Source organism: Leuconostoc sp. UCMA20149, assembly GCF_030400235.1.
Lineage (GTDB): Bacteria > Bacillota > Bacilli > Lactobacillales > Lactobacillaceae > Leuconostoc > Leuconostoc pseudomesenteroides.
In genome coordinates this window covers 80,137-93,881 of the sequence record NZ_VJYC01000001.1, presented here as the reverse complement: position 1 = coordinate 93,881, position 13,745 = coordinate 80,137, and the positions used below count along the sequence as shown (strand labels likewise).

Genomic DNA, 13,745 nt, shown 5'->3' with positions numbered 1-13,745 from the left:
TTTAATTTATCCCATGATAATCTGCATAAACGGCTTGACGATCTAGTTCGCGCTCTTTAGCAACTTGTTTAATAGCTGCATTTGGTCGAAGTCCTTTTTCAATCAGTGCGTCAACAGCTTCTCTGACTGATAATGTGGTTTCTGACGTTTCTGCAACAACAGCCCCATCAAAGCCATCTATCATGACAACGAATTCACCGCGAATCTCATTTTCTTGCGCCCAAGCCACTAATTCAGAAACTGTTCCCCGTAAAAATTCTTCATAACGCTTTGTTAATTCACGCGCTAAAACCAATTTTCGATCTGATCCCATTATTTTTTGAATATTAACAAGCGTTTGCTTTAAACGATGGGGGGCTTCATAAAAAATGATCGTGTCTTTCATTGTGGATAACTGCTGTAATTCAGCTAATTGTTCACTGTTTTTACGTTTCAAAAAACCGTAAAAATAAAAAGGTTGTGGTACTAGACCACTGGCAATTAAAGCAGTTACCCCAGCAGTGGCACCCGGAATTGGCACGACTGGAATCGATGATGCGACAGCAGCAGCCACTAATTCCTTACCAGGATCTGAAATTGATGGCATACCAGCATCGCTAACCTGCGCTACATTCATGCCATTTTGCAAATCAGCCACTATATTGGGAATTTTAGCTTGCCAATTATGTTCATGAAAACTGGTCTGCGGTGTTTCAATACCAAAATGGTTCAACAACTGCTGTGTATGTCGTGTATCTTCGGCCGCAATCAAATCAACATCCCGCAACGTATCCAGTGCTCGCACCGAAATATCACCCAAATTGCCAATTGGCGTTGGCACGAGATAAAGTGTGCCATAAACTTGTGACCCAAAACTTTTTTGTTGTTGCATACTATTCTCCCAACGCAATCGTAACCTCTAAAGCCATTTTTTCAAGACGTGCTTGCAAGGATATATTGATTTTTCGTAACTTATCATCAGCAAATATAGCTTCTGCTGCGTGCACTAACTGTCTGACATGATAATGCTTAGCCAGTGTTTTATAAAAACCTATTAGACTGGGAAACCTCAAGTTCTCGTCAGCAGTGGCGGAATATACCACCATATCTCTTGCTAATTCTCGCAACCACTTCATAAACATTTTTTGTTGTAAATCAGTTGTGATTTGACTAATCAACGTGGTTTGAACATACGCAAAAGCTTCAATTTTACGTTGCATCATCAACTCAAACCACTTAAATAACAACATTTGTGTGTTTTTCTGCCAACTATCATCGATGTCGTTTGTATCAACTAAAGATATTTCAGGATTCAAATGAACAATTTGGGCCCGAGACTGAATTGTTGGCAATACATCTTGCAAATTGTTCGTCAGTAGTAAAATAAGTTGTGGTCCGGCGGGCTCCTCAATAAACTTGAGCAGCGAGTTGGCGGCACTAGCCGTCATCGTTTCCACAGCATCTAAAATAAACACTTTTTTCGGACTTTCCAGCGTGGTAGTCACGAATTCAGGTGTCAAGTCGCGCACTTGTGCTACTTTTAAAGTAGCTCCTTCTTCTTTAGGCGCCACCAAATGAACATCGGGATGTTCATTTTCGTTAATGCGTAATGCATTACGATCAGTGGCACCAACGACTTGCCAAGCCAAATAACGCGAAAAGGCCAGTCTCGTCGACTGGCTTGATCCAACAAATAAGTATAAATGGCTTAATTGACCATTGCTCAGCAACTCATTAAAATGAGTAGCTTGTGTTGGGTAAGTTTGCTGTGCAGTTGTGGCAAAATCAGGCAACATTAAAACTGATAGAAGGATTCAATCTCTTGCGTAAATACTGTTGCGCCACCAACTTCCACTTCAATTGGATAGGCGCCTACATGATCTCCACCAGCATCTAAACTAATTGGTGGTACCATGAATTGCTTACGTTTTTGTGATACATCTTTGATAATATCAAGAACCTCTTGTACCCGATCAGCCTCAATGGCAATCATAAACGTTGTATTACCTGATCGTAAGAAGCCACCAGAAGTTGAAAGGCGTGTAGCTCGAACATTGGCTTTAACAAAAGCGTTACTCAATTTTGTTGTATCTTTGTCTTGTACAATTGCAGTTATAAGTTTCATGATTTGTCCTCCAGAACTTGGTTAATAAGTTCACGCGTATCGTGCACCACTTTATCTAATGGTTGTGTTGCATCGACTATTTTAATTCTATCAGAAAATTCACTTTGAAGTTTTAAATAAGTTTGGCGAACCTTTTGATGAAAGGCTAAACTTTCTTTATCTAAACGATCAATTTTTCCTTTACGGTTAGCTGTTACACGTGCCAAACCTAGTTCTGAGGGGACGTCTAGATAGATTGTTAAATCAGGCAACAAACCATCAATCGCAAATTGATTAATCTGCCAAATTTTTTCAACACCCAAGTCTCGCCCGCCACCCTGATAAGCTAATGAACTGTCAACATAACGATCAGAAATTACCACTTTTCCAGCCGCCAAAGCCGGTTGGATAATCTCGACCAAGTGTTGTCGACGTGCAGCGGCATAAAGTAAAGCTTCTGTACGCTTCTCTAGACCATTGTCATCTTCCGGCTGTAAAATTGCTCTAATGGCCTCAGAAATTGGATTACCACCAGGTTCACGTGTTGTGACAAGCTTGTCTCCTAGTTTTGGTTGCAATTCTGCAATGAGAATATTCAGTACCGTGGTCTTACCAGCCCCTTCAGGACCTTCAAATGAAATAAATAGTGGTTTTGACATTGGTGTTCCTTTTTAATACTATCTTAGTGATTATTTTTTCAAATTCGATCAGATTTGAGTACATGCGTCTGCATATGACCAACCGTCTTACGACGTCGTGCCTCACGATACAAGTAATTAAACTTAGCACGTGCCAAAGCGGTTTGAGCCTGAATCAAACGAAAATTGACCTGTCCATCCAACAATGCTTCTTCAGAATTTTTAGCCGTATCCCAATCAATTTTAGCCTTATCGATTTGAAAGACCAACGCTTGATCATATTCAGCACGTAAACGTCGCTTCTTTTTACCAAATATCATAGTTTTGTCCGTCCTTGAACTGCTTTTATTAGGGTCAATTCATCTGCATAATCAATATCAGAACCCACTGCCAAGCCGTGTGCCAACCGCGTTACTGTCAATCCAGCAGGCTTCAATAAACGAGCCAAATACATGGCCGTTGCCTCACCTTCAGCGTTTGCGTTAGTGCCGACAATCACTTCTTTTATTTCTTCATGTTCAGATAAGCGTCTAATTAAGCTTGGTAAATTAATATCTTCTGGTCCAGTACCAGCACTTGGCGAAATGACACCATTTAGCACATGATACAAGCCATGATAGTCACGGGTATTTTCCATAGCCATCACATCACGAGAATTTTCAACAACAAAGACAGTTGATTGGTCGCGCGATTCATCACGACAAATAACACAAGGGTTAATGTCTTTTTCTGTAATGTTACCACACACTGAACAAAAAGTGAGATCATTTTTGGCTGAAAGTAAGGATTTGGAAAAATCAGTTACATCCGCCTCACTCATACCCAGTGTATAAAATGCCAATCGTGTCGCAGTTTTGACACCCACGCCAGGTAACTTGGCATAACTATCAATTAATTTTGCAATAGGTTCTGGATACTGCATATACTCATAACGTTAAGCGTCAGAAACGTTTAACGTGTTCCTTCCTAAATTAATTAGTCCACAATGTTCACAAGGTCTTCACCAAACAGTGACTGGGCTTGCTTGACAATTTCTGGCGTATCGTTTACGACTGCTACTGTATCGTCTTGTTCAACAGGTATCTTTTCAACGTTTGCTTTGACAACTGGTATATCACTCAATTTTACAGTAATTTTTTCACCACCACGCAAACGCGACACATACGCTGCGCGATCAATTTTCCACTCGTCTTTAGAAATCAAAACCAGCGAAAATGGCAAGTTGCTTTCGGATAACTGCTGCACTAACTGTGCTTGTAGTTCGGCATCTTGCAAAGCTTCAGCCAGTAGGGCAGGATAATCAAATGCTAATACAATCGCCTCATCACTTGCTGCCACTGGCTTCGCAATCGTCAAAAACGCCTGCTTGGCTACATCAAATTGTTGCTGTAGTTCTGGCCAAAGTTGCGTAGCACTAGTGAGCGTCTCGCGACGCGCCACACTCAAAACAGCAAATACTGCTTCTTGTCCTGTACGAGCACTTAACTTTTTATTACTGGCGACCGGCTGTGAAACTGGTTCAGGATCGACATTAGCTATTTTTTCCTGTGTCAGGGCTGATTGTTGTGTGTCACTTTGTGTATCGTTATTTGTTGATTTTACAGGTGATGACGAAGGCTTCGTGATTGGAGATGACATATCGTCAACGGTCATTGACGGAGAAACAGATGGCTCTGCTTCTGACGAATGTTTAGGCGTTGCCAAGGACTGCGAATGATTGATTTTAGAAGATGTTGGCGTTGATTCTGACCCAGCTAGGCTAAGTTTAACTGTTAAGAGTTCGAGGTAGACATCACTTTGCATTGTCTGCAATAACTCTTTTTGCGTCTCATCAAGTGCAAGCATCATAATTTGAATTCGCTGTTGCCCTATTTTTTGATTTAACTGCTTTAGTAGCTCAACTGAAGCTGTGGTCTTAATCAAGTTGGGCGCTATTGGCGACAGCATTACGTCCCGTAAGAGACCTATCATATCAGCTACAAAACGCTGTGCGTCTTTGCCGTCAAGTAATATCATATGCAACGTCTGCAAGGCATTTCTAGTATCGCCCTCACTAACCTGTTGTAAAAACGATAACAATGCTTCTGTTGTGGTTGATCCTGTAACTTGTAAGGCATTCTCAACGGTGACTTTATCACTACCATACGCAATCACTTGATCCAAAATAGACAAAGCATCACGCATACCACCTTCAGCGGCATTTGCAATCACGCGTAACGCATCTTGATCATATTCTACAGACTGCTTATCAAGTATCGCTGCCATACGCGTTTGAATTGTTGTATCATCAATCCTCTTAAAATCAAACCGCTGTGTTCTCGACAAAATCGTTGCAGGAATTTTTTGTGGTTCTGTTGTCGCAAGAATAAATTTAACATTAGCGGGTGGTTCTTCAAGTGTCTTGAGTAGGGCATTAAATGCACCAGTTGACAACATATGCACTTCATCAATAATATAAATTTTGTATTGTGCCTCAATTGGCGCGTAATTAGCACTATCGCGAATATTGCGAATTTCGTCAACACCATTGTTAGAGGCAGCATCAATTTCAATAATATCTGGAATTTGAGTTTCATCGGTATCTGGCGAAATACCATTTACTTCACGAGCAAAAATTTTAGCAGCTGATGTTTTACCAGTTCCTCTTGGACCACTAAATAAATAGGCATGCCCTGTTTGATGAGCTTCAATTGCGTTTTTAAGCGTTTGCGTAATTACTTCTTGGCCTACCATATCGTCAAATGTACGTGGTCGATAAACACGATATAGTGCCTGATATGCCATGATAATACCTCCATTATGAACTGCCAAAAGTCATCTGCAATTTAATCAAGTCATGCTAAATCTTATTATCACAGACCCAGATTTACAAAAAAAGACCGCTACGCGGCCGCCATCTTATGTACACAAGCACAACCTCGAACAACCTTAGGGCTGCTACATTCCTGTCCTGACCCGGTTCGGGAGCCGACGCTTGCCTGCCTATCTATTATATCTAAAAAAACAACTTTACGCAAACACTCTTGCCATTTTACGCGCAATATTTTCCTGCCACTTGAAATAAGTCAGGTAGGCTTTGGGGATTGCATATTCATCAACAGCTGCAAAGTCATCCACTAGTGATACAATCCAGCTTTCACGATATTTGGGTAGTGCAATTGTTGCGCCAAACATGTGCTTCACAATGATATCTTCTTCTTTAGGGCTAATTGTGGTAATTTTACGCGCATTTTTTAGAGCAATGCGGGGATGAACATACGCATGAGAACCTTCTGCAAATTTAGTCACACGCCAGTCATAATAAAACATATCGTGTAACAAACCAGCTCTGGCAGTAGCGACTTCATCCGCACCAATCTTTTTGGCGATTAAATATGAGTGATATGATACTGAAATTGAATGTTGTAAGCGATTTGAGAAGTGGTGTTGTGGATAAAGCGCTAATTTCTGGACTTCATCGTGTGCCAATAAATCATCAACAATATTCAAATATTCTGTATCTTGTCGCCATGCATTAGGATTTTGCATTCATTTGCCTCTTTATTATTTACTAAAAACAATTATAATCTATTTTCATAAAAAAAGCTGACATTTGACTTTGCAAATTCTTTACAAAGATATTGTGATGCTATAATCAACTGACTATTTTTGTTTTCTTTTGGCACGAATCTTAGCAAAAAAATGTTGCAGCAATAGGCTGGATTCTTTGGCACGAACATCAGATTGCACGAAAGCGCGGTGATTCAAGCGCTGATCTTCCAATAAATGATAGAGCGATTGTGTTGCACCGCCTTTTGCATCTTGCGCACCATAATAAACCGCTGGCACACGTGCATTGATTATTGCACCAGCACACATAATACAGGGCTCTAGCGTAACAAATAATGCAGTGTCTTCAAGACGCCATGATTTCAAAGCTTGGTTAGCACGTTCAATAGCAATCAGTTCCGCATGAGCAGTGGCTAATTGATCTCTTTCACGGTGATTGTGTGCACGAGCAATAATTTGATTTTCAAATACAATTACCGCACCAATTGGCACTTCACCTTCACTGCCTGCTAATTTTGCCTCATTCAAGGCTTCTTGCATGAAATAATCAATTTGTTGTTCACTAAATGTCGGAACTTTCGCCATAAGTGCTCTCCAAGATATAGTACCCTTTATTTTTATGAATTACCGACGCATTACCAAATGCCAACAGCATATTTTTTTGAGCTGACGGAGCGCCTTGTTTCTTTTGTAAAACAGCAATTAATTTGCCACCCGGCTGTAAATATTTAATTGCCTCTTGCAACATCGCCGTCACTACCTGTTTACCTGCTCGAATCGGCGGATTCACTAAAATAGCAGCATATTGCTGATCGATATTCTGATAAACATCAGATTGGAATATTCTAGTTAAATTTTCGACACCATTTTTTTGCGCATTTTGTTTTGCAAGTGCCAATGCTCGTTCATTAACGTCAACCATGTCAACTTTTCGATTGTAAGCTTTGGCAATACTAATGCCAACCGGTCCATATCCTGTGCCCAGGTCAAGTATTTTACCAGTCGGAATAGTCGTTTTTGACAATGCATCCAGCATCGTCCGAGTTCCAAAATCAACAGTAGATTTTGAAAAAACGCCTGAATCAGTTGTGAAATGTAATTGATGATCTAATAACTCAAAATCAAATTGTTGAAAGTGATGATCCGCATTAGGATTGGTAGTAAAATACTGTTCTCCTGATGTTTTGTCTGTCATGTTGCAATGCCTCCATGAAATTGTTTCAATATGTACAAAAAAAGAAGTACCGAAGCACTTCTTTTAATATGATGAAGAAGATTACTTCAATGTTACTGAAGCGCCTGTTTCTTCCAAGGCTGCCTTCAATGCGTTGGCGTCGTCTTCGTTCAAACCTTCTTTAACGATTGAAGGTGCGTTATCAACTAAGTCTTTAGCTTCTTTCAAGCCCAAACCAGTTGCTTCACGAACTGCCTTGATAACCTTAACTTTAGCAGTACCTGCTGAAGTCAATTCAACATCAAAGTCTGACTTTGCAGCAGCGGCACCGTCACCTGCACCAGCAGCGGCTACTGGAGCTGCAGCTGAAACGTTAAATTCTTCTTCGATAGCTGAAACCAAGTCAGCCAAGTCCAAGATCGTTGCATCTTTCAATGATGCGATAATCGCGTCTTTATCAAAAGCCATGATCAAAATCCTCCGAGATTTATATTTATTTTATAATGGTTGTTTTAAATTATTCAGCATCTGTAGCTGCTTCTTCGGCAGCTGGTGCTTCTTCAGGTGTTGCTTCAGTAGTAGCGCCACCTTCCTCTTCCAATTTGTCAGACACAGCCTTAACAGCATATGCGAATGAACGAATTGAGAATTGGAATTCTGCCATCAACTGACCCAACAAACCTTCACGTGAAGGCAATGAAGCGTACTTGTTAATGTCATCAAGACTAGCAATGTTACCATCAACAACACCACCCTTGATTTGCAATGCTTCGTTCGCATCCGCAAACTTCTTCAAGATACGTGCTGGTGCAACAGCATCATCGTTAGAAAAGGCAACAGCTGAAGGACCGGCAAAAATGTCGTTCAATTCAGCGTAACCAGCTTTTTCAGCTGCACGAGTCAAGATCTTGTTCTTGATTACTTCAAGGACAACCCCTTCTTCACGCAATTGATGACGCAAGTCTGTGGATTGCGCAACTGTCAATCCACGGGCATCAACAACAACTGCTGAAGCGGCATCCTTAAATTGATCAGCAATTTCTTCAACTTTTTGTGCTTTAACTGCAATAGCTTTTTCACTCATGATTATGATTCTCCTTCCTTTAAATTTATTTTGCAAAAGAAATCCCGTGCGCTCAAAGACACACGGGAAAAGGTTTTAAACTTCCTCGGCAGGCTATTAAGATGCAAGCATCACCTGAGTCTTAGGCAAAATGGATTCAATTACTTAATAAATTCTACCAAACGAAGTTGATATTGTCAAATTACAATGAATTAACATCCAACGATACAGCTGGACCAAATGTTGACGAAATTGAAACGTGTTGTACATAAGTACCCTTAACAGCTGCAGGACGAGCCTTCAAAACTGTTTGAGAGATTGACTTAATGTTCTCAGCCAATTTGTCAGCATCAAATGACACACGACCAACTGGAACTGCAACGTTTCCGTCACGATCTGTACGGTATGTTACTTGTCCACCCTTGGCATCTGAAACAGCCTTAGTAACGTCCATTGTAACTGTGCCAGTCTTAGGGTTTGGCATCAATCCCTTAGGTCCCAAAGCACGACCAACACGACCAACTTGAGCCATCATATCTGGTGTTGCAATCGCAACATCAAAGTCTAACCAGCCGCCTTGGATACGTTGTACCAAATCAGCAGCACCAACAACGTCAGCGCCAGCTGCTTCAGCTTCTTTTGCCTTGTCCCCTTGTGCAAAGACAACAACAGTCTTATCTTTACCAGTTCCGTTTGGCAACACAACAGCACCACGCAATTGTTGGTCTGCTTGACGTGTGTCAACGTTCAACTTAAAAACAACTTCAACAGAAGCGTCGAACTTAGCAAAATCAATTTCTTTTACCAATGAAACAGCATCGTTCAAAGCATAAGCTTTTTCAGCTTCTACCTTTGCTGCTGCTGCAACATAATTTTTACCATGCTTTTGAGCCATTATTCTGCGTCCTCCTTGATTGCTGTACCTTCAACAGTCAAGTCAACACCGTCAACAGTAACACCCATTGAACGTGCTGTACCTTCGATCATACGCATAGCGTTTGTGATGTCGTTGGCGTTCAAATCAGCCATCTTGTTTTCCGCAATGGCACGAATTTGATCAAGTGTCACGTTTCCTGCCTTTTTGGTGTTAGGTTCACCTGAACCCTTACCAACAATCTTACGCAATTGATCAGCTGCAGGTGGTGTCTTTGTGACGAATTCGAATGAACGGTCATCAAATACAGAGATTTCAACTGGAATAATTGATCCAGCTTGTTCTGCAGTACGCGCATTAAATTCCTTAGTGAATTGCGCAATGTTAATACCAGCTTGTCCCAATGCAGGACCAACTGGTGGTGCCGGCGTTGCTTTAGCGGCGGCAATTTGTAGCTTAACTACGTTTACAACTTTTTTAGCCACGATATTTTCCTCCTCGTGTTGTGGTGAAACACAGCTTTAGTGCTGCTCCCACGTATGCCGATGGCATACTAATATATGTTACCAAATATCAAAACGTTTTGCAAGATAATTTAACGTTCATCTAAAACTGTATCAACGTCAGCAAAATCAAGTTCAGTTGGTGTTTCGCGTCCAAACACTTCAACTGTAGCTTCCAGTGTTTGCTTTTCTTGGTCAACTGAAGTGACAACGCCCTCCATTCCTGAAAACGGTCCAGCAATAATTTTAACCGTTTGACCAACTGTCACATCTAGATCAACCTTTTCACGGGTAACCATACCCATTCGTTTCATCAATAAATCAACTTCTTCAGGCATGAGTGAATTTGGTTTTGAACCAGCACCGTGAGAACCCAAGAAGCCAGTTACGCCAGGTGTGTTACGCACAACGTACCAAGCTTCATCCGTCATGTTGTCGTCTTGTGGTGTTGCCATCTCGACTAAGACATAGCCCGGAAAGTCGTTTTCAACAGTTTGCTTGGCTTCACCATCTTGAATCGTTGTCACTTCTTGTTCCGGCACTAATACACGAAAAATTTGTTGTGACATACCCATTGTTTGTGTACGTGATTCCAAGTTTGCTTTGACTTTGTGCTCATAACCAGAATAAGTATGCACAACAAACCATGATTTTTCAATATCTTCTGACATTTTTTACCTCTTTCCAAAATAAAAAGAACCCCCAAAGAGCTCCTGTTGTTAAAGCAATTATAACAAAAAAAAACTTACTTTGCTAGTAAGACATTAAACCCTTGTTGCAAAAGCCAATCAACGCCACCTAGAAAAAGTGCAAAAATAATTGATACCGTGATCACTGTAACTGTTTCTTTTGATGTCTGCTCACCTGTAAGCCAAGTGACCTTTTTCATTTCTGCTGCAACATTTTTAAAGTAGTTAATCATTAGGAAATTCCTTATTTCGTTTGTTGATGCAATGTATGTTTGCCACAGTGCTGGCAAAACTTATTGACAGAAAGACGCTCGGTGCGATCTTTCGATAATGTTACCGTGTAATTGCGCGAACCACAAACAGTACACGCCAACGATACTTTTTGACTAGCCATGCGTTAGCCTCCATATTCTCTATGTATCATACCATTGTTAATTATTTTTTGCTACCCCATACAGGATCAAATCCATCAGCTGCGCAATTCGTTCATGTTTAGTTTGTTTAGCACCTAAGGCGTGAAAATCACCAAACAGCGGTGCCAAACTCGTGATATAAAAAGAACTTGCAGTTCGTGCGTCAATGTTTGAACGCAAACTCATTGTCGCAAAAAATTGGGCGATCGGTGCAACATAATCTTGCCCAAAAACCATCCCCAGAACGCGTTGATGTTTGTCCGATAATGATGTGAAGCTACTATGGATCAGCGTAAAAACATCACGCGGATGACGTGTCAAAATAGCATCCGTCAAATCAATGAGTTGATCTATTGGTTCCGTATATGTCCTCGCCAAAATTTTTTTCATATCGCGATTGACCTGATCGCCAACCGTTTTAACCACTTCGACAAATAGCGTTTCTTTATCACCAAAATGATGATAAAGAGCAGGTTGACTAATATTTAGGACTTTTGCAATATCTCGCGTTGTTGTTTGGTTATAACCTCTGGCCAAAAAAAGGGTTGTCGCTGCATCGATAATTTGTTGGCGCCGGTTTTCACTATCTGGTATAGACTCTGCCACTGTGTTACCCCACTTTGTATTCTTCAATCTAGTTTACACCTGAAACCGACAAAAAAACATTTCCAAATTGTGGAAATGTTTTTAATTATTGATCAAAACACCACAGTATCAAGTCTAGCTAAACGTGCCTCTGTATTAGAACGCCCTGACAGGTAAGCAGCGATACGCGCATAGTGCATATAACGTTTAGCTGCTTCTGCATCACCACGTTTTTCTTCAATGTTTGCTAATTGTTCGCTCAATTCAGGTACCCAGAACAAATCGACACGCTGGCGCAAAGCATTTAACGCACCCGACAAGATACTTGCAGCTTCGTCATAATCTTGTTGTGCTACCAAGAATTCAGCATAATATTTGCGTCCTTGCAAAACACCGTGGAATTCCAAGTCAGAAGAAGTCAGCAAATCAGGCTCTTGTTCGTAAGCCAAAGCAAACTTTTCACGTGCTGTCGCGACATCTCCTTGCAAATAATAGGATGAGCCCATTTGGTGGTACGCGTAAAATAAGAAGAAATTACTTAAGACAGGTGTCTTCTTATCGGTTGCGCGCTCAGTATTGTAAATAACTTGCGCGTAGTTCTGTTTATTATGAAATTCGTCAGCAGCTTTTAGAATGTAGTAAGCTTGCAGTGTAGGAGGATTCTGGCTCAAAGCTTTTTCAAAATCCTTGAATTCATTCAAAGCATCCGTGTTCATGTTTAAAACAACTTGACTCAATAATTCCTTAGCTTTATTCGTCAAGAAATCACCGGACACGAACTGTGACATATCTAAATTTAAACGGTCTAGTATTGCCAACAATACATCTGCATTGGGCACGCGATTTTGATTTTCGACCAATGAAATTGTCGCTTGAGTGGTGATACCTTCAGCTAGCTCAACTTGTGATAAATGCATCTTTTTGCGAGCAGCGCGGATTGCTTTACCGTCAAAATTTTCGTTTTTACCGTTTCTTGCCATTAATTAAACTTCCCTATTTTTTCTTCACCCAGCGCTAAGAATGAATAGCTTAATGATTCATTGCGCTCAAATTCTTCAAAACCGTACTCAATTAACATATCAGCTAACTTTGCATTATTGATGTCTGAATAGTCCCATAAACGCTTAAATAAAGACATATTAGTGAATCCAGGCAACGTGTTTGGTTCACCTAAATAAGGTACATTATTTTCATCCAACAAGAAATCCATTCGTGCTTCACCGCGCAGATTTAACACTTTAAACGCATCCAAAGCCATTTGCTTTACTTCTTGTGTCACACTGTCGGGTAACTTAGCCGGAATTTCAAATTGAACCGCTGAGTTATCAACGAACTTGTTACTATAATCGTACCAGCCGTCACCTACACCTTGTTCTGGAACCGTATGTGCACCAATTTCAGACACCAATAAATCATCGTTTCCAATAACGCCAACTTCTAATTCTCTTGGTCCTTTAACCGCCTGCTCAATCAACACTTTATAATCGTATTGAAATGAATCGGCCAATGCTGTCTGCAATTCTTCAGCACTTTTAACACGTGAAATACCTACAGAAGAACCCTGATTTGCAGCTTTAACGAAGACAATATCTCCTAATTCAGCTACTACTTGTTCCCATGAAAGATTTTGTGCAGTTTTTGGATCAACTACCATATACTTCGTGTTACGAATGCCATTAACTGTCAACAACTCTTTGGTCAACACTTTATCAAAACTAACCGCATGACCGCGCAATGGTGCACCAACATAAGGTTTATTGAGCATTCGGAAAAGACCTTGTAAGGTCCCATCTTCACCTAAATTACCGTGAACGACTGGGAAGAAGATATCAAAATCACCAGCTGCACGTAGCGCAGAAATGCGTGCCAAGGGGTCAGCTGCATCAATTTTTGCCATAAACGCATCAACAATTGGTTGTTCATTTTCCAGTGCCAAAATGCGTTCCGAACTAGCTGGATCTAAAAAGAAACCGTTTTGTGCAATAGCGAAAACCGTGATGTCATATTTATTTGTGGCCATAATTGCATCATAAAAATTCTGAGCCGATCGTTTCGACACATCATGTTCTGATGAGTTGCCACCAAAAATAAGCGCTACGTGTTTTTTATTCATTTTTCTATCCCCGTTTTTTTATTATATCAAATATAAGTAATATTATGCAAGCATTTACATA

At 40.6% G+C, this 13,745-nt stretch carries 20 protein-coding genes, 1 other RNA gene and 1 other annotated feature; all 21 genes read right to left on the bottom strand.

Annotation, left to right across the window (positions count from 1 at the left end):
• Position 1 precedes the first annotated feature (1 nt).
• A complete protein-coding gene (rsmI, locus tag FF105_RS00630) occupies positions 2 to 871 on the bottom strand; it encodes a 16S rRNA (cytidine(1402)-2'-O)-methyltransferase (protein WP_010292712.1) in 870 nt (289 codons plus the stop codon).
• Position 872: 1 nt separating this feature from the next.
• Complete coding sequence (locus FF105_RS00625; RefSeq protein ID WP_010292714.1) at positions 873 to 1,775, bottom strand: DNA polymerase III subunit delta; 903 nt, start codon at positions 1,773 to 1,775, stop codon at positions 873 to 875.
• Positions 1,775 to 2,104 carry a cyclic-di-AMP receptor gene (locus FF105_RS00620; protein WP_004912736.1) on the bottom strand — a complete coding sequence of 110 codons (330 nt, stop codon included), beginning with the start codon at positions 2,102 to 2,104 and terminating at the stop codon, positions 1,775 to 1,777. The genes FF105_RS00625 and FF105_RS00620 overlap by 1 nt, the downstream gene beginning before the upstream one ends.
• A complete protein-coding gene (tmk, locus tag FF105_RS00615) occupies positions 2,101 to 2,742 on the bottom strand; it encodes a dTMP kinase (RefSeq protein ID WP_010292717.1) in 642 nt (213 codons plus the stop codon). Before tmk ends, FF105_RS00620 begins: the two co-directional genes overlap by 4 nt.
• Before the next feature lie 38 nt (positions 2,743 to 2,780).
• Positions 2,781 to 3,041: a YaaL family protein gene (locus tag FF105_RS00610; protein ID WP_004912743.1), complete on the bottom strand. Its 261-nt coding sequence runs from the start codon at positions 3,039 to 3,041 to the stop codon at positions 2,781 to 2,783.
• A complete protein-coding gene (gene recR, locus FF105_RS00605; RefSeq protein ID WP_010292719.1) occupies positions 3,038 to 3,643 on the bottom strand; it encodes a recombination mediator RecR in 606 nt (201 codons plus the stop codon). The genes FF105_RS00610 and recR overlap by 4 nt, the downstream gene beginning before the upstream one ends.
• A 53-nt stretch (positions 3,644 to 3,696) precedes the next feature.
• Positions 3,697 to 5,505, bottom strand: coding sequence for a DNA polymerase III subunit gamma/tau (gene dnaX / locus FF105_RS00600; RefSeq protein WP_010292722.1), 1,809 nt, complete (start codon positions 5,503 to 5,505; stop codon positions 3,697 to 3,699).
• A gap of 108 nt (positions 5,506 to 5,613) precedes the next feature.
• Positions 5,614 to 5,712, bottom strand: an RNA gene (ffs, locus tag FF105_RS00595) — signal recognition particle sRNA small type.
• An 18-nt stretch (positions 5,713 to 5,730) separates the two neighbouring features.
• Positions 5,731 to 6,249 carry an HD domain-containing protein gene (locus FF105_RS00590; protein ID WP_010292724.1) on the bottom strand — a complete coding sequence of 173 codons (519 nt, stop codon included), beginning with the start codon at positions 6,247 to 6,249 and terminating at the stop codon, positions 5,731 to 5,733.
• Positions 6,250 to 6,363: 114 nt separating this feature from the next.
• The gene (gene tadA, locus FF105_RS00585; protein ID WP_010292727.1) at positions 6,364 to 6,855 is read right to left on the bottom strand and encodes a tRNA adenosine(34) deaminase TadA; all 492 of its coding nucleotides are present in this window, start codon (positions 6,853 to 6,855) and stop codon (positions 6,364 to 6,366) included.
• Positions 6,833 to 7,465: a class I SAM-dependent methyltransferase gene (locus FF105_RS00580; protein WP_010292728.1), complete on the bottom strand. Its 633-nt coding sequence runs from the start codon at positions 7,463 to 7,465 to the stop codon at positions 6,833 to 6,835. The genes tadA and FF105_RS00580 overlap by 23 nt, the downstream gene beginning before the upstream one ends.
• 81 nt (positions 7,466 to 7,546) lie before the next feature.
• A complete protein-coding gene (gene rplL / locus FF105_RS00575; protein ID WP_114667228.1) occupies positions 7,547 to 7,912 on the bottom strand; it encodes a 50S ribosomal protein L7/L12 in 366 nt (121 codons plus the stop codon).
• 49 nt (positions 7,913 to 7,961) lie between these two features.
• Entirely contained in the window at positions 7,962 to 8,528 is a 567-nt protein-coding gene (gene rplJ / locus FF105_RS00570; protein ID WP_147651055.1) for a 50S ribosomal protein L10, read from the bottom strand.
• 27 nt (positions 8,529 to 8,555) lie between these two features.
• Positions 8,556 to 8,672: a sequence feature (ribosomal protein L10 leader region), on the bottom strand.
• Between the two features lie 37 nt (positions 8,673 to 8,709).
• Positions 8,710 to 9,402, bottom strand: a complete 693-nt coding sequence (gene rplA / locus FF105_RS00565; RefSeq protein WP_147651056.1) for a 50S ribosomal protein L1 — start codon at positions 9,400 to 9,402, stop codon at positions 8,710 to 8,712.
• A complete protein-coding gene (rplK, locus tag FF105_RS00560; RefSeq protein ID WP_010279702.1) occupies positions 9,402 to 9,866 on the bottom strand; it encodes a 50S ribosomal protein L11 in 465 nt (154 codons plus the stop codon). The genes rplA and rplK overlap by 1 nt, the downstream gene beginning before the upstream one ends.
• Positions 9,867 to 9,976: 110 nt before the next feature.
• Positions 9,977 to 10,555, bottom strand: a complete 579-nt coding sequence (gene nusG, locus FF105_RS00555; RefSeq protein ID WP_010279704.1) for a transcription termination/antitermination protein NusG — start codon at positions 10,553 to 10,555, stop codon at positions 9,977 to 9,979.
• A 74-nt stretch (positions 10,556 to 10,629) separates the two neighbouring features.
• Positions 10,630 to 10,806, bottom strand: coding sequence for a preprotein translocase subunit SecE (gene secE, locus FF105_RS00550; protein ID WP_004912775.1), 177 nt, complete (start codon positions 10,804 to 10,806; stop codon positions 10,630 to 10,632).
• An 11-nt stretch (positions 10,807 to 10,817) separates the two neighbouring features.
• Positions 10,818 to 10,967: a 50S ribosomal protein L33 gene (gene rpmG, locus FF105_RS00545; protein ID WP_010279708.1), complete on the bottom strand. Its 150-nt coding sequence runs from the start codon at positions 10,965 to 10,967 to the stop codon at positions 10,818 to 10,820.
• A gap of 37 nt (positions 10,968 to 11,004) precedes the next feature.
• Positions 11,005 to 11,619 (bottom strand): TetR/AcrR family transcriptional regulator, encoded by a 615-nt coding sequence (locus FF105_RS00540; RefSeq protein WP_010279710.1) that lies wholly within the window; start codon positions 11,617 to 11,619, stop codon positions 11,005 to 11,007.
• Between the two features lie 65 nt (positions 11,620 to 11,684).
• A complete protein-coding gene (locus FF105_RS00535; RefSeq protein ID WP_010279715.1) occupies positions 11,685 to 12,551 on the bottom strand; it encodes a helix-turn-helix domain-containing protein in 867 nt (288 codons plus the stop codon).
• Positions 12,551 to 13,684, bottom strand: coding sequence for a D-alanine--D-alanine ligase family protein (locus tag FF105_RS00530; protein ID WP_147651057.1), 1,134 nt, complete (start codon positions 13,682 to 13,684; stop codon positions 12,551 to 12,553). The genes FF105_RS00535 and FF105_RS00530 overlap by 1 nt, the downstream gene beginning before the upstream one ends.
• Positions 13,685 to 13,745 lie beyond the last annotated feature (61 nt).